The 21,158-nt window shown below is 72.7% G+C and carries 18 protein-coding genes; 7 read left to right on the top strand and 11 right to left on the bottom strand.

Annotated elements, in window-relative coordinates; all coding sequences use genetic code 11:
* Positions 1-156 precede the first annotated feature (156 nt).
* Positions 157-621, top strand: a complete 465-nt coding sequence (locus tag Q0817_RS08885; protein ID WP_298585923.1) for a DUF4870 domain-containing protein — start codon at positions 157-159, stop codon at positions 619-621.
* A 57-nt stretch (positions 622-678) separates the two neighbouring features.
* Here the strand turns inward: Q0817_RS08885 and hemW are convergent, their stop codons facing one another.
* Together hemW and lepA are read right to left on the bottom strand one after the other, a co-directional pair.
* On the bottom strand, positions 679-1,923 hold the full coding sequence (gene hemW / locus Q0817_RS08880; RefSeq protein ID WP_298585920.1) for a radical SAM family heme chaperone HemW: 1,245 nt from the start codon (positions 1,921-1,923) through the stop codon (positions 679-681).
* Positions 1,923-3,779, bottom strand: a complete 1,857-nt coding sequence (gene lepA, locus Q0817_RS08875) for a translation elongation factor 4 (protein ID WP_298585917.1) — start codon at positions 3,777-3,779, stop codon at positions 1,923-1,925. Before lepA ends, hemW begins: the two co-directional genes overlap by 1 nt.
* Positions 3,780-3,947: 168 nt before the next feature.
* Here lepA and Q0817_RS08870 point away from each other — a divergent pair, with 168 nt between their 5' ends.
* Positions 3,948-4,517 carry a type II toxin-antitoxin system PemK/MazF family toxin gene (locus tag Q0817_RS08870; RefSeq protein WP_298585913.1) on the top strand — a complete coding sequence of 190 codons (570 nt, stop codon included), beginning with the start codon at positions 3,948-3,950 and terminating at the stop codon, positions 4,515-4,517.
* Between the two features lie 203 nt (positions 4,518-4,720).
* Positions 4,721-4,981: a 30S ribosomal protein S20 gene (rpsT, locus tag Q0817_RS08865; protein WP_058873591.1), complete on the top strand. Its 261-nt coding sequence runs from the start codon at positions 4,721-4,723 to the stop codon at positions 4,979-4,981.
* 100 nt (positions 4,982-5,081) lie between these two features.
* Here the strand turns inward: rpsT and holA are convergent, their stop codons facing one another.
* The gene (holA, locus tag Q0817_RS08860) at positions 5,082-6,083 is read right to left on the bottom strand and encodes a DNA polymerase III subunit delta (protein ID WP_298585903.1); all 1,002 of its coding nucleotides are present in this window, start codon (positions 6,081-6,083) and stop codon (positions 5,082-5,084) included.
* A 123-nt stretch (positions 6,084-6,206) separates the two neighbouring features.
* Between holA and Q0817_RS08855 the strand changes: the two genes are divergently transcribed.
* Positions 6,207-6,932 carry a potassium channel family protein gene (locus tag Q0817_RS08855; RefSeq protein ID WP_298585900.1) on the top strand — a complete coding sequence of 242 codons (726 nt, stop codon included), beginning with the start codon at positions 6,207-6,209 and terminating at the stop codon, positions 6,930-6,932.
* 122 nt (positions 6,933-7,054) lie between these two features.
* Here Q0817_RS08855 and Q0817_RS08850 read toward each other — a convergent pair whose 3' ends face one another.
* The 3 genes from Q0817_RS08850 to leuS form a co-directional block, all read right to left on the bottom strand.
* A complete protein-coding gene (locus tag Q0817_RS08850) occupies positions 7,055-9,637 on the bottom strand; it encodes a ComEC/Rec2 family competence protein (protein WP_298585897.1) in 2,583 nt (860 codons plus the stop codon).
* Positions 9,634-10,632, bottom strand: coding sequence for a helix-hairpin-helix domain-containing protein (locus Q0817_RS08845; RefSeq protein ID WP_298585894.1), 999 nt, complete (start codon positions 10,630-10,632; stop codon positions 9,634-9,636). Before Q0817_RS08845 ends, Q0817_RS08850 begins: the two co-directional genes overlap by 4 nt.
* 242 nt (positions 10,633-10,874) lie before the next feature.
* Positions 10,875-13,367: a leucine--tRNA ligase gene (gene leuS / locus Q0817_RS08840; protein ID WP_298585891.1), complete on the bottom strand. Its 2,493-nt coding sequence runs from the start codon at positions 13,365-13,367 to the stop codon at positions 10,875-10,877.
* A gap of 222 nt (positions 13,368-13,589) precedes the next feature.
* On the opposite strand from leuS, the gene Q0817_RS08835 reads away from it, so the two are divergent.
* Positions 13,590-14,741, top strand: coding sequence for an alpha/beta fold hydrolase (locus Q0817_RS08835; protein WP_298585888.1), 1,152 nt, complete (start codon positions 13,590-13,592; stop codon positions 14,739-14,741).
* Entirely contained in the window at positions 14,738-15,850 is a 1,113-nt protein-coding gene (locus Q0817_RS08830; RefSeq protein ID WP_298585885.1) for a glycosyltransferase, read from the top strand. The genes Q0817_RS08835 and Q0817_RS08830 overlap by 4 nt, the downstream gene beginning before the upstream one ends.
* Positions 15,851-16,015: 165 nt before the next feature.
* On the opposite strand, the gene Q0817_RS08825 is transcribed toward Q0817_RS08830, so the two are convergent.
* The 3 genes from Q0817_RS08825 to Q0817_RS08815 form a co-directional block, all read right to left on the bottom strand.
* Complete coding sequence (locus Q0817_RS08825) at positions 16,016-16,570, bottom strand: hypothetical protein (RefSeq protein WP_298585882.1); 555 nt, start codon at positions 16,568-16,570, stop codon at positions 16,016-16,018.
* A gap of 259 nt (positions 16,571-16,829) precedes the next feature.
* Positions 16,830-17,519 carry a hypothetical protein gene (locus Q0817_RS08820; RefSeq protein WP_298585880.1) on the bottom strand — a complete coding sequence of 230 codons (690 nt, stop codon included), beginning with the start codon at positions 17,517-17,519 and terminating at the stop codon, positions 16,830-16,832.
* Positions 17,520-17,820: 301 nt separating this feature from the next.
* A complete protein-coding gene (locus Q0817_RS08815; protein WP_298585877.1) occupies positions 17,821-18,096 on the bottom strand; it encodes a hypothetical protein in 276 nt (91 codons plus the stop codon).
* A gap of 260 nt (positions 18,097-18,356) precedes the next feature.
* On the opposite strand from Q0817_RS08815, the gene Q0817_RS08810 reads away from it, so the two are divergent.
* Positions 18,357-18,830: a hypothetical protein gene (locus Q0817_RS08810; protein ID WP_298585875.1), complete on the top strand. Its 474-nt coding sequence runs from the start codon at positions 18,357-18,359 to the stop codon at positions 18,828-18,830.
* Between the two features lie 492 nt (positions 18,831-19,322).
* Here the strand turns inward: Q0817_RS08810 and Q0817_RS08805 are convergent, their stop codons facing one another.
* Positions 19,323-19,871 carry a DinB family protein gene (locus Q0817_RS08805; protein WP_298585872.1) on the bottom strand — a complete coding sequence of 183 codons (549 nt, stop codon included), beginning with the start codon at positions 19,869-19,871 and terminating at the stop codon, positions 19,323-19,325.
* Positions 19,872-19,939: 68 nt separating this feature from the next.
* Positions 19,940-20,716, bottom strand: a complete 777-nt coding sequence (locus tag Q0817_RS08800; protein ID WP_298585869.1) for an HAD-IIA family hydrolase — start codon at positions 20,714-20,716, stop codon at positions 19,940-19,942.
* Positions 20,717-21,158: the final 442 nt, after the last annotated feature.

The raw sequence follows: 21,158 nt of genomic DNA, 5'->3' as shown, positions 1-21,158 counted from the left end.
TCCGGCGGGCTCCGCCGGCCCCCGCGCACCCGGTCCGGCGTCACAAAGGCACACGTGCGCGGGCGCGATCCGCCGCCGTCCGGACCGGTCGGTAGGATGGTGGTGTCCCACCCACCGGCCGCGGCTCCGCCGCGGTCCCACCGCCGAAGGACTTCCGTGCCCGTGCAGACCGACCCCCGATCGAGCCGCGAGAACGCCGGGGCCCCGTTCGAGGGCCTCTCCCCCGTGGCCCAGCCGCTGACCGTCACCGAGGACCACCAGTGGGCGACCCTGGCGCACTTCGGCGGAGTCATCGGCTTCGTCCCGTCGTTCCTCGTCCACCGCGTCTTCCGCGGCCGGGGGCCCTTCACGGAGCAGGAGTCCATGGAGGCCATGAACTTCACCCTGCTGCCGACCCTGGTGGTGGTGGCGGGGATCCTGCTCGCACCGGTGCCGTTCATCGGCTGGTTCTTCGCGCTCGCGGCCACCGCCGCGTGGCTGCTGCTCGCCGTCGGCTCCCTGATCGGCGGGGTCCGCGTCAACCGCGGTGAGCCGCACCAGTACCGCTTCAACGCCCGGCTCTACGACCGGCTCGCCGAGAAGCTCCGCGAGCGGTCCCGGGAGCGCGCCCAGCGCGGCTGACACCGTTCCCCGTGCCGGGGCGCTGCTCCTCCGCCGTCCCCGCTCCGGGGCCCGTGGTCAGGCGAGCAGCCGCCGCACCACGGCGTCGCCGAGGAGCCGGCCCCGCAGGGTCAGCACCACCGAGCCGCGCAGCGCCGCCGCGGGCTCCACCAGCCCGTCGGCGATCAGCCCGGCCACCGCGGCGCGCCCGTCCTCGGCCAGGGCGGCCGTGGGCAGCCCGTCGCGGATCCGGGCCTCCAGCATCACCCGCTCGAGGTGCCGGGTGCCCTCGTCGAGGTTCTCGCGCCCGGCCGCGGGCGACTGCCCCGCGCGCACCCGGTTCGTGTAGGGCACGGGGTGCTTGAGGTTCCACCAACGGGTCCCGCCCACGTGCGAGTGCGCGCCGGGGCCGATCCCCCACCAGTCCTGGTTGCGCCAGTACGCGAGGTTGTGCCGGCTGCGGTGGGCCCCGGCGTCCGCGCCGCCGGCGGGCCGGGCCCAGTTGCTCACCTCGTACCACTCGAAGCCGGCCTCCCCGAGGACCCGGTCCGCGAGCTCGTACTTGTCGGCCTGGTCGTCCTCGTCGATCGGCGGGACCTCCCCGCGCCGCATCCGCGCCGCGAGTCTCGTGCCGTCCTCGATGATCAGCGAGTACGCGGAGACGTGGTCCGGCTCGTAGCCCACGGCCGTGCGCACGGAGCGCTCCCAGTCGGCCAGGGACTCCCCCGGGGTGCCGTAGATGAGGTCCACACTGACGCCCAGGCCCGCCTCGCGCGCCCACCGGACGGCGCGCGGCACGTTGTCCGGGTCGTGCGTGCGGTCCAGGACGGCGAGCACGTGCGGGACGGCCGACTGCATCCCGAAGGACACCCGGGTCACCCCGGCCGCCGCGAGCACCGCGAGGGACTCGGGCGTCACGGAGTCCGGATTGGCCTCGGTGGTCACCTCCGCGCCGTCGGCGAGCCCGAAGCTCTCCCGGGCCTGGGCCAGGATCGCGGCGAGGTCCTCGGCGGGCAGCAGGGTGGGGGTGCCGCCGCCGAAGAACACGCTGTGCAGCGGGCGGGGGGCCGCGCCGGAGTCCTCCAGCACCCGGCGCGCCCAGCGGACCTCCGCCGCGGCGTCGCCGGCGTAGGCGTCCTGGGACACCCCGGGGCCCAGCTCCACGGCCGTGTAGGTGTTGAAGTCGCAGTACCCGCACCGGACCGCGCAGAACGGCACGTGCACGTAGAGGCTGAGCGTGCGCTCGGCGGAGCCCGCCGCGGCGGAGGCCGGCAGCAGGCCGTCGAGGGGGCCGGGCAGGCCCTCCGGCTGTGCGGGGGCCACTACTTCTTCTTGTCCTTCGCCCCGGCCTCGTCGGAGGACAGCGCCGCGACGAACGCCTCCTGGGGGACCTCCACGCGGCCCACCATCTTCATCCGCTTCTTGCCCTCCTTCTGCTTCTCGAGCAGCTTGCGCTTGCGCGAGATGTCGCCGCCGTAGCACTTGGAGAGCACGTCCTTGCGGATCGCCCGGATGTTCTCGCGGGCGATCACCCGGGAGCCGATGGCCGCCTGGATGGGGACCTCGAACTGCTGGCGCGGGATGAGCTCGCGCAGCTTCCCGGTCATCATCACCCCGTAGGCGTAGGCCTTGTCCCGGTGGGTGATCGCGCTGAAGGCGTCCACCGGCTCGCCCTGCAGGAGGATGTCCACCTTGACGAGGTCGGCGGCCTCCTCCCCCTCGGCCTTCCAGTCCAGGGACGCGTAGCCCTTGGTGCGCGACTTCAGCTGGTCGAAGAAGTCGAAGACGATCTCGGCCAGGGGCAGCCGGTAGCGCAGCTCCACCCGGTCCTCGGAGAGGTAGTCCATGCCCTTGAGCTGACCGCGCTTGGACTGGCACAGCTCCATGATCGCGCCGATGAACTCGGACGGCGCCAGCACCGTCGCGGCGACCATGGGCTCGCGGATCTCGGCGATCTTCCCCTCGGGGAACTCGGACGGGTTGGTGACCACGCGCTCGGAGTGGTCCTCGAGGGTGACGTTGTAGCTCACGGAGGGCGCCGTGGAGATCAGGTCGAGGTCGAACTCCCGCTCCAGCCGGTCCCGGGTGATCTCCAGGTGGAGCAGGCCCAGGAACCCGCAGCGGAAGCCGAAGCCCAGGGCCGCGGAGTTCTCGGGCTCGTAGACCAGGGCGGCGTCGTTGAGCTGCAGCTTGTCGAGGGCGTCGCGCAGCACCGGGTAGTCGGAGCCGTCGATGGGGAACAGCCCCGAGAAGACCATGGGCTTGGGGTCCTCGTAGCCGCCCAGGTTCTCGGCCGCCGGCCGCTGGTGGTTGGTCACGGTGTCGCCCACCCGGGACTGGCGGACGTCCTTGACCCCGGTGATGAGATAGCCGACCTCGCCCACGCCCAGTCCCTGCGTGGGCTTCGGCTCGGGCGAGATGACGCCGATCTCCAGCAGTTCGTGCTGGGCGCCGGTGGACATCATCCGGATCCGCTCGCGCGGGGTCAGCTTGCCGTCGACCACGCGGATGTAGGTGACCACGCCGCGGTAGGTGTCGTAGACGGAGTCGAAGATCATGGCCCGCGACGGCGCGTCGGCCCGGCCCTCCGGGGGCGGGACCTCCCGGACGATCCGGTCCAGGAGCGCCTCCACGCCCTCACCGGTCTTGCCCGAGACCCGCAGCACGTCGTCGGGGTCCACGCCGATGAGGTTGCCCAGCTCCTGGGCGTACTTCTCCGGCTGGGCCGCGGGCAGGTCGATCTTGTTCAGCACCGGGATGATCGTGAGGTCGTTCTCCATGGCCAGGTAGAGGTTGGCCAGGGTCTGCGCCTCGATGCCCTGCGCGGCGTCCACCAGCAGCAGGGCCCCCTCGCACGCGGCCAGGGAGCGGGAGACCTCGTAGGTGAAGTCGACGTGGCCCGGGGTGTCGATCATGTTCAGGGCGTAGTCGGTGCCCGCCACGTTCCAGGGCATGCGCACCGCCTGGGACTTGATGGTGATCCCGCGCTCGCGCTCGATGTCCATCCGGTCCAGGTACTGGGCCTTCATCTCCCGGGGCGTCACCACGCCGGTGGCCTGCAGCATCCGGTCCGCGAGCGTGGACTTCCCGTGGTCGATGTGGGCGATGATGCAGAAGTTGCGGAGGATCGACGGGTCGGTCGAGGCGGGAACCGGGGCATTGACGGCCAGCGGTGACACGGGCGGTCCTTTCTCCGGGAGATCGTCGCTTCCGGCAGGTCCTGGGGCTACCGGCGGGTGGACCGCGCCGGGGATTCAACTGTCCAGTTTCCCACGTTTGGACGAGGGGGGCCATTTCGCCCCGCGGGGCCCCGACGACGCCGGGCGGCCGCTGGCTAGAGTGGGCGCATGAAGCTGAACCTCGGCGGCCTGGCCCGGCTCGCCGCCCGCGCCGTGGACGTCTACCAGCGCTCCGGACGGCGTCGGCCGGAGCACCGCCGCCCGCACGGACGTGTCGCCTCCCGCACCGCCCGGCCCACCGTGCCGTCCCGGGCCGGCGACGGCCGCCCCGAGGGGCTCTCCAGGCCCTACCCCGGGGACTGGACCGGACCGGTCCGGCCCGTCTACCGCCCGCTGTCCGACGGCGAGGCCGATCCCGGCGAGATCGTGTGGACCTGGGTGCCGTTCGAGGAGGACCACCGCCGCGGCAAGGACCGGCCGGTGCTGGTCGTGGACCGGGCCGGGGACCACCTGCTGTGCCTGATGCTCACCTCCCGGGACCGCAACAACGGGCTGGAGCAGGACCCCGCCTACGTGGACGTCGGGACGGGACCGTGGGACTCCCGCGGCCGGCCCTCCGAGGTCAAGCTCGACCGCGTGGTCCAGGTGCTGCCCGCGGACGTCCGGCGCGAGGGCGCGGTCCTGCCCGAGCACCTCTTCGACCGGGTGGCCGGACGCCTCCACCGTCTGCGCGGCTGAGCGCGCCGCCCCGCGGCGCGGCGCGTGTCGGGTCCGCCCGGCGGCGGGGCGCGGTCTGCTAGACTTTTCTGCTGTGTGTCCGCGCTGGTCGTCGGGCACTGCAGGGCGGTCGCCACACGGGCGTCCCCACTCCCACTCAGTCACATGACTGTCCTGTTTGCCCTCACTGACCGAATTCCGCACCCATCGCCAAGGAGTTATACGTGGCCAACATCAAGTCCCAGAAGAAGCGCAACCTCACCAACGAGAAGGCGCGTCTGCGCAACAACGCCTACAAGTCCGAGCTGAAGACGCTGGTCCGCCGCGTCGACGAGGCCGTCGGCGCCTCCGACAAGGAGACCGCCCAGGACGCCCTGCGTGTCGTCTCCCGCAAGCTCGACAAGGCCGTCAGCAAGGGCGTCCTGCACAAGAACAACGCGGCCAACAAGAAGTCCGGTCTGGCCAAGCTGGTCGCCAAGATCTGATCCCGGTTCCCCGCGAACCGCGCCCGCCGCACCGGCGGGCCGCACGGAGGCCCCGTCCCGCTCAGGGACGGGGCCTCCGTCGTGCCCGCGGCGTCCCGGCTCAGCGCCGGCCGGACAGGGCGATCGTGGTGATGGCCCGTTCCACCGCGTAGGCGGGGGCCCGGCCCTCGCCCTTGACCTGCGCGTCGGCCTCGGCCAGCGCCCGCAGCGCCTGCACGAGGTCCTCCTCCGAGAAGCGCCGGGACTCCTCCTGCGCCCGCTCCACCTGCCACGGGGCCGCCCCGATGCGCTGGGCGAGCTGGCCCGCGCCGCCGCGGGTCCCGTGCACCTGGGCGATCGTGCGCAGTTTGGCGGCCAGCGCCCCGACCATCGGGACGGGGTCCACCCCGGTGTCGAGGGCCTGGCGCCACAGCTTGAGGGCGCTCTCGGCGCGCCCGGCCAGGGCGGCGTCCGCGACCTTGAACGCGGTGGCCTCCACGCGCCCGCCGTAGTACTTCTCGACGTCGTCGAAGCTGATGCTCTCGGGCCCGTCGGAGAGCAGCTGGGCGCACGCGGCGGCCAGCTCCGCCGTACTGCTGCCCACGGCGGCCGCGAGCGCACGGGCGGCGTCGGGATCGATGCGGCGCCGGTGGGTGCGGAACTCGGTGACGATGAAGTCGGTCTTGTCGCGGTCGTTCTTCAGCGGCTTGCACTCGACGACGGCGGCGCCGGCGGCCTTGAGGGCGTCGAGGAGCTTCTTGCCGCGATTGCCGCCGCTGTGCTCCCACAGCACGACGACGTCCGGGTCGGGGGCCTGGACGTAGGCGAGGCCGTCGGCGAGGCAGTCGTCGTTCATGGCCGCGAGATTGGTGACGTGGATGAGCTTGGCGTCGTCGAACAGGGAGGGGCTGGCGAGCGCGGCGAGCTGTCCGGGGGCGTAGGCGGCGGCGTCGACGGTGGAGAGCTCGACGGGTCCGCGCTGGTCCTTGAGGGCGGTGCGGACGCGGTCCCGGGCGCGGGCGGCGAGGTAGTCCTCGGGGCCGGTGAGCAGGATGAGCGGGGTGGGCTCGACGTCGCGCCAGGTGGGTCCGGCGGTGGGTGCGGGGCGCCTCGGTGGGGTCATGGCCGCGTCCTCCTGTGGTGGCGGCCGGGAGGGGCCGCGTGCTGGGGTGGGGTGGTCTCCAGCTTCCCACGTCCGGGCGACATGTGGTGGCGTGGCGCCGGGCGGTGGGGTCATGATCGTGGCATGAGGCGGGGTCGCGGGGAACGGGTGTCCGGCCGGGTGCTGACCGCGGCCGCCGTCGTCTTCCTGCTGGCGTGGGCGTGGCCCGTCCTCGACCCGGGGCTGGACCCCCGGGTGGTGCTGGCGTGCCGGGTGGTGCTGGGGACGGTGTGGGCGCTGTTCGTCGTGGACTACGTGGTGCGCCTGCTGGGGGCGGAGGACCGGCGGGCGTTCGTCGCCCGCCATCTGCTGGACCTGGTGGTGCTGATCTTCCCGGTGTTCCGGCAGCTGGAGCTGCTGCGGCTGGTCGCCCTCGTGCTCGTCGTCAACCGCCGGGCCTCGGCGGATCTGCGGGGGCGGGTGGCCGTGCACCTGGCCGGCGGGGCGCTCCTGCTCGGGCTGGTCGGGTCGCTGGCCGTGCTGGACGCGGAGCGGGGCGCCCCCGGGGCGAGCATCACGAGCTTCGGGGAGGCCGTCTGGTGGACGGTGACGACCATGAGCACGGTGGGCTACGGGGACCTGTACCCGGTCACTGTCCTGGGGCGCGGTGTCGCGGTGGTCCTGATGCTGGCCGGGGTGGCGGTGCTGGGCCTGGTCACGGCCCTGCTGGCCTCCTGGCTGGTGGAGGCGGTGGCCGTCCGCGCGGGCCGTGACCTCTCCGCGGAGGTGTCGGCGCTGCGGGCCCAGGTGGCGGAGCTCTCCGAGCAGCTGCGCCGGCGCGACGGTCGCGGACCCGGTCCGCGGGACTAGAGCTCGCACAGGACCGGGGCTCGCGCGGGGCTGGGGTCCCACGGGCTGGGATCCCACGGGCTGGGGTCCCACGGGCTGGGGTCCCATGAGCTGGGACGCGCGGGTCCGGTGCGCGTGCGGGGCTAGGGGTCGGCGGGGACCGCTCGCAGGTGCCCGCCCTCGCGCAGGAGGTAGGCGCCGCCGTGCTCGTCGGTGCGCACGAGCGGGACGCCCCGGCCGCGCAGGTGGGAGACGATTCGGGGGTGGGGGTGGCCGTAGTCGTTGTCCCGGCCGGCCGAGACGACGGCCAGCCCGGGGCTGGCGGCGTCGATGATGGCGGTGCCCCCGTTGCGGGCGCCGTGGTGGGAGACCTTGAGGACGTCGACGTCCAGGAGCGGGCCGGCGGTGCGCACGAGGGCGCGGGCGCCCTCCTCCTCGAGATCCCCCGCGAGCAGCCAGGAGGTGGTCCCGCTGTCCGGGCCGGTGAGCTCGGCGCGCAGCACGAGGGAGGCGTTGTTCTCGTCGGAGGAGGACGGGTCGCTCCAGCGCCCCGGTGCGGTCGGCTCGGGGGCGAGGACGGTCAGGCGCAGCCCGCCCAGCGTCCGGGTCTCCCCCGGAGGCGGGCGGCGGGCAGGCGTCCCGGGCAGGCTCCGGGTCAGCTCCTCCGGCGGCCCGGCGGCCGCGGTGGCGTACCAGACCTCGTCGATCCGCCCGTGCCGGGCGAGGGCGGGCAGGCCGCCGGTGTGGTCGGCGTGGGCGTGGCTGAGGACCACGAGGTCCAGGTGCTCGACCCCGCTGCGGCGCAGGCACCGTTCCAGGGCCCTCGGCTCGGGGCCGGTGTCCACGAGGACGGCCCGTCCGGGCCCGGTGCGCAGGAGCACGGCGTCGCCCTGGCCGACGTCGCACACTACGGCCTCCCACGCCGGCGGGGGGCGGCGGGCATCCACGGCGGCGCGGACGGCGAGCAGCACGACCAGGAGCAGCACGGCCGCGGAGGCGGCCGTGCGTCGTCTGCGGCGCCGGCGGGCCTGTGCCCGCCAGTGCTCCTCCGGGACCGGGGCCGGGGCGGGGTCCGCGCGCAGGGTCCCGGCGGTCGGTGCGGGGCGTCGGCGGCGCACGTCCAGGGCGTGCACGGTGAGCAGGGCCGCCGCGCTCGCCAGGACCATCAGGAGCACGCCCGGCGGGCCCTCGGGCCACGGGGCCAGCGCCCCGGGGGCCCCGGCCAGCGACCGGGCGGTCCCGGCCACGAGCCGCGCCGCCATCGCCCCCGCCCCCAGGGGCAGCACGGCCGCCGCGGCTCCGGTCCCGTCGGGCAGGCTCAGCAGCAGCAGGCCCGCGAGGCCGCACACGGTCACCGCCGGCACCAGCGGGGCGGCGAGCACGTTGGCCGGCAGGGAGTACACGGGCACGGCCGGCTGGAGGAGCACCAGCACCGGGGCGCACCACAGCTGGGCCGCCGCCGGGATCGCGACCGCCACGGCGAGCACGTCCGGGACCCGGGTGCCCAGCCACCGGGTCAGGGGCCGTCCGCTGACCACGATCCCCGCGGTCGCCAGCACCGACAGGACGAAGCCGTACTCGGCGGCGAGCGCCGGACGGACGACGACGAGGACGATCACGGCGCCCGAGAGGGTGGCCAGGGACACGGCCGTGCGCCCCGTGAGGAGGCTCAGGGCGGCGAGTCCGCCCATCACGGCGGCGCGCAGCACGGAGGGGTCGGGGCCCACGAGGAGCACGAACGCCGCCAGCGCACCGAGTCCGACGGTCAGGCAGCTGCGCCGCCCGGCGCCGAGGGACAGGGCCGCGTGCCCGGCCAGGGCCGTGACGAGGGCGCAGTTGGCGCCGGAGACGGCCGTCAGGTGGGTCAGTCCGGTGTCCCGCATGGCCTGGTCGAGCTCGGGGCCGATCCCGGAGCGCTCGCCGAAGGTCATCCCGGGCAGCAGTCCCGCGGCGTCGGGGCCGAGGCCGGCCGTGGCGAGCACGAAGCGCTCCCGGACCTGCTCCCGGCGGCCGGGCTCCTCCGCCGGCAGGTGCGCGGGTGGCGCGGCGGCGCGCAGCACCGGGGGTCCGGGTTCCGGCGGGCCGGCGGTGAGCAGCGCAGTGATCCGCTGTCCCGGGACCAGCGCGGCCCACGCGGGCCCGTCCGCGAAGACCGTGGCCGTGACGTCGACGGATCCGCCGCGGCCCCGGTGGGTGACGTGGTCGAGGCGCAGCTGGAGGACCACGCCGGCGCGGTCCTCGTCCTCGTGGGCGGCGCCGGGGGCGGGGGCCGCCCACCGGCGCGGCGGCTCGGCCACCTCCGCGGTGACGGCCAGCGTCCCACCCCGGGCGAGGGCCTCCCCGAGCGGGCCGTGGGTGGTGTCGTGCCGGGCGGCGGTGCTGCTCAGCAGCACGGCCGCGACGGCCAGCGTGCTCAGGGCCACGGCCGACCACGGCACGGCCCGCCACGCCCCGGGGGCGCCGTGCCGCCCGAGTGGGGGCTCCTCGCGCCGGAGGCCGCGGGCCGCGGCGAGGACCAGGGCGGGGCCGAGCACCAGCGCCATCAGGTAGAGCGCGCCGCCGGCCGCAGCCCGTTCCGGGGACAGCCGGCCGGCGAGCAGCCCCGTGAGCCACGCGCCCAGGGCGGCGGGGACGAGCCGCAGGTCCCACGTGCGCCCCGGGGCCCGGGCGTCACGGTGCTCCTGGTGCTCCAGGGCGCCGGCCCACCAGGCGGCGGGGTGCTTCACACGCTCACCAGCGGCGCGAGAGCCTCCATCAGGGCGGGGCCGATCCCCGGCACGGCGTCGAGGTCGGTGACGGCGGCGAACCCGCCGTGCTGCTGCCGGAACTCCACGATCCGTCCGGCCAGCACCGGGCCGACCCGTGGGAGGGTCTCCAGCTCCGCCGCGGTGGCCGTGTTGAGGTTCATCGTCCCGCCCGGGGCCGCGGCGCTCGGTTCCGACGGCCCGGGCGGCGCCCCCGGGGTGCCGGACGCGGCTGCGGCCCCGGGGGCGGCGGGGACTGCCGGGACCGGCGCCGCGTCCGCGCCGGGGACGAGGACCTGCTGGCCGTCCGTCACCGGGGCGGCCAGGTTCACGGTGTGCGTCACGGCGGCGTCCGTGAGCCCTCCGGCGGCCTCGACCGCGTCGACGACCCGAGCGCCGGCCTCGACGGACACGACGCCGGGGCGGGCCACCTCCCCGGTCACGTGCACGTACAGCGTCTGTTCCTGGGAGGGCGCCGGAGCGGAGGTGGGCGCCGGTGGGACCGTCCCGGGTCCGGGCCCGGTGTCCGCAGCCGTGTCCGCACTTGTGTCCGCGCCGGCCGCGTCGCCGTGCTCCTCCTCCTGGCCGGTGCCGGTGCCCAGCTCCGCCTCGGCGAGGACGGGACGCCCGGCGGCGTCCGGGGTCCCGGCGCCGTCCCGCCCTGGCCCCAGCACCGTCCAGGCGAGCCCGGTGAGCGCGGCCAGGGCGATCAGCAGCAGCGATGCCGGCACCCGGGTCCGGGCGGCGGTCTGACGGCGGTGGGCGGGGACCGTCCCGGACACTGCGGCCTCGGGGGACGTGGCCTCAGGGGACGGCGGCCGGGCAGGCGCCGTGGGGCCGGTCTCGGCCAGCAGCGCCGCCAGCCGTTCGGCCGGCGGGGCGCCGGGCGCCGCCGTGCTCCCGGTGCCGGGCTCCGTGGCGGATGGGGGTGGGGCGGGGGTCGCCCGCCGTCGGGCGGGCGGCACGGTACCGGTCATGCCCCCAGCTCACCCCGGCCGGGCGGGCAGGCGTCCCGGCCGGGGCCCCGTTGGGGACGCGCGCGGACCCGGGGGCGGCTGTGCAGCCCGGACACCGGCACGGCCCGCCGACGGGACGCCCCCGAACGCGGCACGGCCGTCGCAGCTCCGCGGTGTCCGAGGTGCTGCGACGGCCGCCGGCCCCCGCGCCCGGGAGGGCGAGGGCTGTCCGTGGTCGTGCTCCCTGGCGCGGGAGCCCGGGCTCAGGCCACGATGTTGACGAGCTTGGGCGCGCGCACGATCACCTTGCGGATCTCGGCGTCGCCGAGCTGGCGGCGGATCGTCTCCGAGCCCAGGGCCAGCTCGCGCAGGGCGTCCTCGCCGATGTCGGCGGGCACCTCGAGCCGGTCCCGGACCTTGCCCTTGATCTGCACCACGGCGGTGACGGTGTCGTCCACGAGCAGCTCCGGGTCGACCTCGGGCCAGCCCGCGACGACGACGGAGCCCTCGTGGCCCAGCGCGTGCCACATGTCCTCGGCCGTGTACGGGGCGACCAGCGACAGCAGGACCGCCACGGCCTCCGCCGCCTCGCGCACGGCCGGGTCTGCGGGCCCGCAGCCGGAGTCGATGGCCTTGCGGACCACGTTGACCAGCTCCATGGTCTTGGCGATCACCACGTTGAACTTCGCGGCGTCGAGCAGCTGGGCGGCGTCGTCGACGGCCCGGTGGGTCGCCCGCCGCACGGACGGGTCACCGGCGGCCGGGTCCGCCCCCGGTGCGGAGTCCACGTCCTGGGCCAGGCGCCAGGCGCGGGCCAGGAACTTCTGGGAGCCCTGCGGGGAGACGTCGGCCCAGTCCACGTCGTCCTCGGGCGGGGAGGCGAAGACCATGGTCAGGCGCACGGCGTCCACGCCGAACCGGTCCAGCTGCTCGCCCAGGTCCACGCCGTTGCCGAGGGACTTGGACATCGCCCGGCCCCCGTTGAGCACCTGGCCCTGGTTCAGCAGCGCCTTGAACGGCTCGGTGAAGTCCACGAGCCCCAGGTCGAAGAGCACCTTGGTGAAGAACCGCGAGTAGAGCAGGTGCAGGATCGCGTGCTCCACGCCGCCCACGTACTGGTCCACGGGCATCCACTTGCGGGTCTCCTCCAGGTCGAACGCGGCGTTCTCGTCGTTCGGGGAGACGAAGCGCAGGTAGTACCAGGAGGAGTCCACGAAGGTGTCCATGGTGTCGGTGTCGCGCTGGGCGGGGCCGCCGCAGGCGGGGCACTCGACGTTGACCCAGTCCTCGACCGCCGCGAGCGGGGACCGGCCCTTGGGCGCGAGCTGCTCGCCGCGCAGGTCGTCGGGCAGCCGCACGGGCAGCTGCTCCTCGGGCACGGGCACCTCGCCGCACGCGGGGCAGTGCACGATCGGGATGGGCGCCCCCCAGAACCGCTGGCGGGACAGCAGCCAGTCGCGCAGCCGGAAGTTGACCTGGCGGTTGCCCGTCCCGGCGGCCTCGACCAGGCCGATGGCGCGCTCGACGGCCTCGTCCTTCGCCAGCCCGGACAGCTCGCCCGAGTTGATCAGGGTGCCCTCGCCCGTGGTGGCGGTCCCGGTCTCGGCGGGGTCCTCCTCCCCGGTGTCCAGGACCGCGCGCACGGGCAGGTCGAAGGTGCGCGCGAAGTCGAGGTCGCGCTGGTCGTGGGCGGGCACGGCCATGATCGCGCCGGTGCCGTAGTCGGCCAGCACGTAGTCCGCGGCCCACACGGGCAGCTTCTCGCCGTTGAGCGGGTTGACGGCGTGGCGGCCCAGGAACACCCCGGTCTTCTGCCGGTCGGTGGCCTGGCGCTCGATGTCGGACAGCGCCTTGACCTGCTCGCGGTAGGCGGCCAGCTCCGCGGCGTGCTCGGGGGCGACGATCTCCCCGGCCAGCTCCGCGTCCGCGGCGACCACGAAGAACGTGGCGCCGTAGAGGGTGTCGGGGCGGGTCGTGAACACGGTGACCTCCCGGTCCGTCCCGCCCTCGCCGGCGCCCTCGATGGCGAAGCGCACGTGGGCGCCCTCGGAGCGCCCGATCCAGTTGCGCTGCATGGCCAGCACGCGCTCGGGCCAGTGGCCCTCGAGCGCGGCCATGTCCTCGAGCAGCCGGTCGGCGTAGTCGGTGATCCTGAAGTACCACTGGTTCAGGGCCTTCTTGGTCACCGGGGTGTGGCAGCGCTCGCACGCCCCGTTGACGACCTGCTCGTTGGCGAGCACCGTCTGGTCCTTGGGGCACCAGTTGACCGGCGAGTTCTTCCGGTACGCCAGGCCCTTGGCGTGGAACTGCAGGAACAGCCACTGCGTCCACCGGTAGTACTCCGGGTCGGAGGTGTGGATCTCCCGGGACCAGTCCGCGCTGATCGCGTAGCGCTGGAAGGAGGCCTTCTGCGTCTCGATGTTGGCGTAGGTCCACTCCGCCGGGTGGGCGTCACGCTTGATCGCCGCGTTCTCCGCGGGCAGCCCGAAGGAGTCCCAGCCGATCGGGTGCAGCACGTCGTAGCCGCGCTGGCGCCAGTACCGGGCGACCACGTCGCCCATCGCGAAGGCCTCCGCGTGCCCCATGTGCAGGTCGCCCGAGGGGTACGGGAACATGTCCAGGACGTAGCGGCGCTCCCGCGAGCCGTCGTCGACGGGCGCGTAGACCTGCTGCTCCGCCCAGAACGACGGCCACGCCGCCTCCATGGCGCGGAAGTCGTACCCGGTGCTCTCGGTCGTGTGCTGCTGTTCGGTCACGGTCCTCGCCTTCGCGGTCGTGGACCGCCGCCGGCCTTCGGAACGGGCGGCGCGCGGTCGCGTGGGCGGCACCCGGGCATCACGGATGCCCGGCGGTGCGCCGACGGTGGTGGAATCCGTCCCATCCTAGCCCAGGGCCGCCCGGCGTCCCGGTCCGCAGCCGATAGCATCGACAGCGGGCCGGGACGCACCGGGCGTCCGGCGGGCCCGCAGGGAGGAACCATGACGGCAGCGGCCGGCGCGCGGCACGGAGCACCGGACGGCGGCGAGCGCCCCGCAGCGGGGCGGCAGGCCGAGGTGCCGGGCAGCGCCGTGCAGAACCCCTGGGCCGAGCGGCGCAGCATGGTCCTGGACGGGCACAAGGTGCGCTACTGGTTCTACGACGTCGACCGGACCCCCAAGCCGCTGCTCGTGCTGGTCCACGGCTTCCGCGGCGACCACCACGGCCTGCAGCTGATCGCCGACCGGCTGCGCGAGCGCTACCACGTCGTCGTCCCCGACCTGCCCGGCTTCGGCCGCTCCGAGCCCTTCCCCGACCGCCCCCACGACATCGCCGGGTACGCGGACTTCCTGCGCGGCTTCGTCGAGGCCCTCACCGACGGCGCGGTGCACGACGGCGCCCGGCACGGCGTCGCCGTCCTGGGCCACTCCTTCGGCTCCGTGGTCGCCGCGCACTTCGCCGCCGCCCACCCGGCGATGGTCGAGCGGCTGGTGCTCGTCAACCCGATCTGCGAGCCCGCCCTGGAGGGCGGACCGGCGCTGCTGAGCCGTCTGACGACGACCTACTACCGGGTGGGCCGGGTCCTGCCGCGGCGGCTGGGCCACCGGCTGCTCTCCAGCTGGCTCGTCACGGACGCGATGAGCGGGGTCATGACCACGTCGCAGGACCCCCGGGTCCGCGGCTACGTGCGCCACCAGCACCGGGCGTACTTCTCGGCCTTCGCGGACCGGGACGTGCTGCTGGAGGCCTACGAGGCCTCCGTCTCGCACACGGTCGCGGAGGTCGCCATGCAGCTGTCCATGCCGACCCTGCTGGTCGTGGGCGCGCAGGACCAGCTGGGCTCGGTCGCCGCGCAGCGGACGATGGCGTCCTGGATCCCCCGGCACCGTCTCGAGGTCCTGGACGGGGTGGGCCACCTCATCCACTACGAGGCTCCCGGGCGCACGGCCGAGCTGGTCCACGACTTCCTCTCCTCCCCCGCTCCCGAGCCGGCTCCCGCGCCGGAGGGCGAGCCGTCCGCGCTGCACGCCCAGGCGCCCCCCGCCGACGTCGCGGCGCCCGACACCGCACCGTTCACCGGGCTGCAGCGCATCGTGCGCCGAGGGGCCCGAGGGCCCCGGGGGCGGCGTCGGCGCCGAGGACGCGGCCGGTGAGACTGCTCCTGGACGCCCGCTACACCCGTCTCGGCCGCCACGACGGGATCAGCCGCTACGGGGCGAGCCTGGCCGAGTCCGTGGCCGGTCTCGCCGGCGGGACCCCCGGGCTGGACGTGGCCCTGCTCGTCAGCGACCCCCGTCAGCTCACCATGCTGCCGGACCTCCCCCACGTCACCGGTCCCTCCCCCGTCTCGGCCGCCGAGGCCGCCACGGCGCTGGTGCTTAACCGGTACGCGCCCGACGTCGTGTTCTCCCCGATGCAGACCATGGGCTCCGCGGGCCGCCGGCACGGGCTGATCCTCACCCTGCACGACCTCATCTACTACGACCACCCCCAGCCGCCCGCGGACCTGCCCGCCGCCGTGCGCGCGGGCTGGCGGCTCTACCACCGGGCCTGGTGGCCCCAGCGGGTCCTGCTGGACCGCGCCGACGCCGTGGTGACCGTCTCGCACACCACCCGCGAGCTCATCGCCGCCCACCGGCTCACCCGCCGCCCCGTGCACGTGGTGCCCAACGCCCCCCAGCCCGGCTCCGTGCTCTCCGCCGGGACGGCGCTGGAGCGGCTGCCCCGGCGCGGGCGGAAGCTGCTCTACATGGGCTCCTTCCTGCCCTACAAGAACGTGGAGACCCTGCTGCGCGCGGCCGGGCGGCTCCCGGACCACGAGCTGCACCTGCTCTCCCGGATCTCCCCCGCCCGCCGGGCCCAGCTGGAGGCCCTCGTCCCGGCCGGGGCGCGGGTCGTCTTCCACGACGGGGTGGACGAGGCCGAGTACACGGCCCTGCTCGCCGAGGCCGCCGCCCTGGTGCACGCCTCGCGGGCCGAGGGCTACGGTCTGCCGCTCGTGGAGGCGCTCGCGGCGGGCACGCCCGTGGTGTGCAGCGACCTGCCGATCTTCCGGGAGGTCGCTGGGGACGCCGCGGCCTTCGCGGCGCCCGACGACGACGCCGGGTTCGCCGCCGCGGTGCGCGCCCTCGAGGACCCGGCCCGGGCCCGCACCCGGGTGCTGGCCGGCCTCGACCGCGCCCGGGGCCACTCGTGGGAGGACTCGGCGCGGGAGCTGCTGGCGGTCGCCCGCGGGGTCCACGAGCGCCGCACCCACCGATGAATCCGCCTTCCGCGACGGGTTCAGTTCTCACATTCGGTCGACAGCGCGGACAGGAGTTGAACAGATGTGAGAGATCCCGTGGCTTGGATCGCCGACGGGCAGCCATATGTCAAGCGGTCCCTGCCCATCAACGGTGCCGTTCAGCAACCACCTTCGCGGCAGACTTCAAGGGCCGATCTCCTCGCGGTGTGACCCGGGTGAGGCGAACTGCTGCCGGTCGGCTCGCGCCCCCATCATGTAGCTGAAGCTCATCAGGAAGAACGCCAGGAAAGCCCCCAGCGACTGCCAGTCCCGCCCGACCGCGGAGAGCACACCGAAAGCGCCGAAGAGCACGGAGCCAGCCACACCGATACCGATCATGGCCTGCGCCCGGTGCGGACGGGTAGCGATGAGCTGGGCGTACCGCTGCTGTTGCCGCGGTTGCTCGAACAGCGCCGCCACGGGGAACGCCACCAGGAAGGGGAACAGCGCGACACCGGCCATGGTGGGCTCATCCCAGCTGCTGAGCAGCATCAGCACCCCGGCGATCGGCCACCACACCAGCATGATCCAGGTGGACCGTCGACGGCTCAGCTGCCGGGGAGCCCGGCGAAGAACACCACCGATGAGCAGGACCCCCAGAACGACCGCCATCGCCCCGGTCAGCACGCCCAGCCAGGGGGCGAAGAACTCCGAGGTCGCCGACGAGGTCAGGTGCCCGATGCTCCACCACAGGGGCACTGCTCCTACGGCGATCATGAACAACCCACCCAAGAGCGTGAGTTGCGCCCACCGTCGCTGTTGCACCCACCACCCCCAGGTCTGGGCAGTCTTTCGTCTTACCGCCCGGTACAAACATCCATCATATGTGCATACGTGAACGGTTGTTGTGGTGGCGGAGAGAAAGCCACCGCCAGCCATCGGGGCACGTCAACAGCCCCTGCTGCAGTACTGAGTCCCGGCTTTCGACAGGAGTCCAACGGGCCCATCGGGTTGCGGATCACTCTTTCTCCTTCGCTGCATCACCGGGCACCGAGGTCGACGCCCTCTCCTCCACAGACACAGCCCTCAAGACCCGGATGGCCAACACCGCTGTGAATGCCATCCCGAAAAGGCCCGAGCCGACAAAGGTCTCAGCGAACCAGGGATGAACCCAATGCTCGAGAGCCAATCCCATCAGCACGAGAAACACGCTGGCCCCACCCAGGAGGAGAAGTATCCGGTGTGCCTTCTTCCGTCCCGCATGGGTGAAGCGCAACGGCCCCTTCCGCCGCGGCGCCTCGGATCCTGCCGGCACGAACAGCATGCACACAGCAAGACCCACCAACCACGCGGCACACCCGGGCAGGACCAGCGGACCCACGTCCTCGCCCTCACCGGCCACGGGTCGGGCGAACACCACGAAGGACGCGAAGTAGAGCACCGCCATGACTGCCCAGAGCCCCAAGCGCCACGGGTGGTCCGAGAACACGAGAGGCTTTCCGCGCCACCGGCCCACCACCAGCCAGACACCCATGAGCGCAGTCACCGCCCCCAGGGCCGGGAAGATCCATCCCCAGCCCTGATCGGCAGGTGCCAGGGCACGGAAGGCCGGCCAGGTGAAAGCCACCGCGACGCCGCCCAGCCCGAGGACGAAGCAGCCCAACAGGACCCGCAACCGGATGCCCGTGCGCTGCGAGATGGCGGCCATGTGCGCTACCGCCCGTCTGCTGAAGGAGTCCTGCAGGATGTTCGGATGCAAACGGGACTCGTGTACTGCACGTCTACCGGACCGAACAACTCGTGGCCAGACGCTCTTGCACCGACACGCTGTGAGGCACCCCCAAGACCATGACATCAGTCCCCACTTCAAGGTCGAGCAGCAGGCATGTCCCGGGCGCCGGCGATCGCCGCGGAGTACTCGTGCGGGGACCCCTGTTGCACCGCTCCAGGTCCGAAGCCACTCGGCGCCCCATCTACCCCATGGGTCCGGCCGCAGACGATCCGGGAAGTCAGTCGCTGTTCCCCGGCGGAGTAGAGCCGGTGGCCGGGGGCCGCTTCTCTCTGTGGTCGTAGGTCCTGATGATGTTCCCGGGCTCCTGAGCCTGTCCGCGCTTGTAGAGGCGGCGGCCCACCACGAACGACGGGATCACAACAGCAAGGAGCAGCACACCGTAGAGCGTGAGCCCGGCGCGAAAAGCCTGGAACGCGGGGTAGACCATCGAACATGCAAGCAGCTGCAGCAGCTGTCCCCCGGTCAGGTTCCAGTTCGTCTTGTCCGCGGCCATAGCTCCTCTTCCCCGGCGGTTCCGATTCCTGTCCTCAGGCAAGCACGCACTGTGACAGAAGCGAACGTCGCACATGTGGTCTCTTTGGCGGCCTCACGCCAAGACCTGCACCCGCGGGCGGCATCGCGTGGCCGTTGCGGCGCCGTCGAGCCGGAAGAGCGGACGGACTCGAGGCCGTCCGTCGTGGAAGGATCCAGGTTGATGGAGACCGAGGCGCAGACCCGTCCCGCCGTGGCGCATACGACGAAAGGATGTGCCCCGTGAGCACAGGTGATCACCGCGGCAGTCCGTTCTCCGGTCCGGCCTCAGGCTGGGACGCCATGCCCCCGAAGCGGCGATGCTTCTACCTGTGGGTGCTGCTGTGGTGGGTACTGGGCGGCTTCATCGGCATCTTGCTCCAGCTGCTGGGAGTCCACTACTTCGTAGCCTCGTTAATCGTCCTCGTCCTGGCAACCCTGCATCTGGCGCCGCTGGGTCGCGCCGCGTTGGAAGAACTGCGGCAACGCCGTGCCAGCGGAGAGGAACCCCGTCAGCCGGTCACCACCGGGGCCGTGGTGGGCTGGGCTGTGGCAACCGTCTTCTTCTGGGCGCTGGTAGCCGTGCTGGTGCTGACCTCTGAGGCACTGTTCGTTCCCCTGTTGCCGCTCATCGTGACCGTGATCGCCATCATCAGACGCCGTCAGTGGCTCGCCCAGAAAGCCACGCCTGAACACAATGGCTCCCTCGGCACATAGGTCCCTCGGTGCAACACTGCAGTCCGCTTCGACAAAGGACAGCCGATGAAGCTTTCTGCGCAAGCCCGGCGATTCCTACGCCTCCCGTTGCTCGTGATCACCCTGGGCGCCGTCATCGGGCCGGCGCCTGGATCTGGAACATCGCCTCGTGCTGCGAAGGCGGGGCGAACATCGGCGCCGGAGCGCTGTTCGCGATCGGGCTCGCCATGCTCGCCGGGGGTTCCTCTGGGCTCTCCTCATCGTGCTGGTCGGGCTTCAGCGCAAAAAGTAGCTCAGCCCTGCCTGAACCGAGAACCGGGACTGCCGCAACAGGAACCCTCACCGCAACGCAATCCGCTCATAGCCGGTCATATGTGAAGCGGAGGGGGATGGACTTCGCGTTCACCCCATGCTCATGGCCTCATCAGCACCAGCTTGATCGGTCCTGAAGAGGCGATCCCACCCAGAACCCAGGTCGCCGACTGGGCCGTCTCGACCGCAATACCGAGTTCATCAGGGGTCTCCTCGTGATGACCGGCCGATGGTCAGCTGCTGTCGGTGGTGGTCGTAGTGCTGGGTGCCGTAGTGATAGATCTCGGCCAGGCTCATCCAGTCCCGGAAGTACGGGTCCCAGGACACGGGCATGTGCATCCCGCGGGCCAGTCCGGCCGCGGGCTCGGTCTCCAGCCGGGCCTGCAGGACGTCGAGGGTGCGGTCGAACCACCGGAGGAGCCGCGGGCCGTGGAACATCCGAGCGGCCCCGCGGTCGCTCTGGTAATTGATGATGTGGAAGGGCCGGGTGCCGACCTCCAGTGTCCGGGCGAAGGTACGGCTGACCGGTTCGGGGAGGCGACCCATCAGGCGCGCCAGCGGCAGCAGGCGCCGGACGATCAAGTAGCCGAAGAACATGTGGAACAGCAGCTGTCCGTTGGTCCATCGGGTGCCGGACGAGGACCGGCGCAGATCCGCTGGAGTCGCAGTTGCCACGAGGGCGTGGAAGTCCGTCCGAGAACGTTCGAGCTCGTCGTGGATCTCTTCACGGGTGGGTGAGGTGCCGCTCATCGTGGTCATCCCCTCGTGTGGTGTGCTGGATCAGGAAGGGCCCCAGCTGGAGGAATCTGGCGCCAGGCTCAGATGAGGTCGATGACGTCGGCGATCGAGTCCAGCACCCGTCCGGGGCGGTACGGGTATTTGGTGATGTCCGCGGCGTGGGTGGACCCGCTGAGCACCAGGATCGTCTCCAGCCCGGCTTCGATGCCCGCGACGACGTCGGTGTCCATCCGGTCGCCGATCATCACCGTGGTCTCGGAGTGAGCCTCGATGCGGTTCATCGCGCTGCGGAACATCATCGGGTTGGGCTTGCCGACGAAGTACGGACGGGCCCCGGTGGCCCGGGTGATCAGAGCCGCGACCGCCCCGGTCGCCGGCAGCGGCCCCTCCGCCGAGGGCCCGGTGGCGTCGGGGTTGGTCGCGATGAAGCGTGACCCGGACTCGATCAGCCGGATCGCCTTGGTGATGGCCTCGAAGGAGTACGTCCGGGTCTCCCCCAGGACCACGTAGTCGGGGGTGACATCGGTGAGGGTGTAACCCACTTCGTACAGCGCGGTGGTCAGACCCGCCTCACCGACCACGTACGCCGAGCCACCAGGAACCTGGTCAGCGAGGAACCCGGCGGTGGCCAGCGCCGAGGTCCAGATCGACTCCTCCGGCACGGTCAGCCCGCTCTTGGCCAGCCGAGCCGCGAGATCTCGGGGAGTGTAGATCGAGTTGTTGGTGAGCACCAGGAACCGGCGTTCCTGGTCGACGAGGCGCTGCAGGAAGTCCGCAGCACCCGGCAGGGCTTCGCCCTCACGGACGAGCACACCGTCCATGTCCGTCAACCAGCACTCCGGGCGACAGCGGTCCATCACAAGACCTCCTGAGCTTCGTTCTCGACTCTCAACGATGCTACTGCCAGCACCTCATTCTCTTCCTGGGTCCTGGTGCCGGGCGCTGAGAATACTCGCGTTCCGCAGGAGCAAGTTCGACTGCACCGTCATTTTCGATGAAAGTGGCCGGTAGCCCGTCATATGTAAAGCCGCCCGCTACCGCGACCGGTCAACACGACGACAGTTCCTAAAGCTTCATTTATTGCGTCTGCTCGCCCGCAGGAAGAGCAACGAAGTCACCGCACTGTAGATGAGCAGAAACAACAGGATGGGCAATTCGAACTGATCTTCAAACATTCCTTGAGTTTGCCAGGCATGTTGTCTCAGGCAGGCATAGGGTGGCGTGTGTTGAGGGACCGTTGCGGAACCCTCCCTGGCACCTGCCGGTGCGGCAGTTCCATGGGCGGGACTGGCCCGGTGT

The sequence above is a fragment of the uncultured Kocuria sp. genome (genome assembly GCF_947500125.1).
In the GTDB taxonomy this organism is placed as follows: Bacteria; Actinomycetota; Actinomycetes; order Actinomycetales; family Micrococcaceae; genus Kocuria.
The sequence above is the reverse complement of the archived record's forward strand: the minus strand, read 5'-3'. Positions and strand labels throughout refer to the sequence as shown.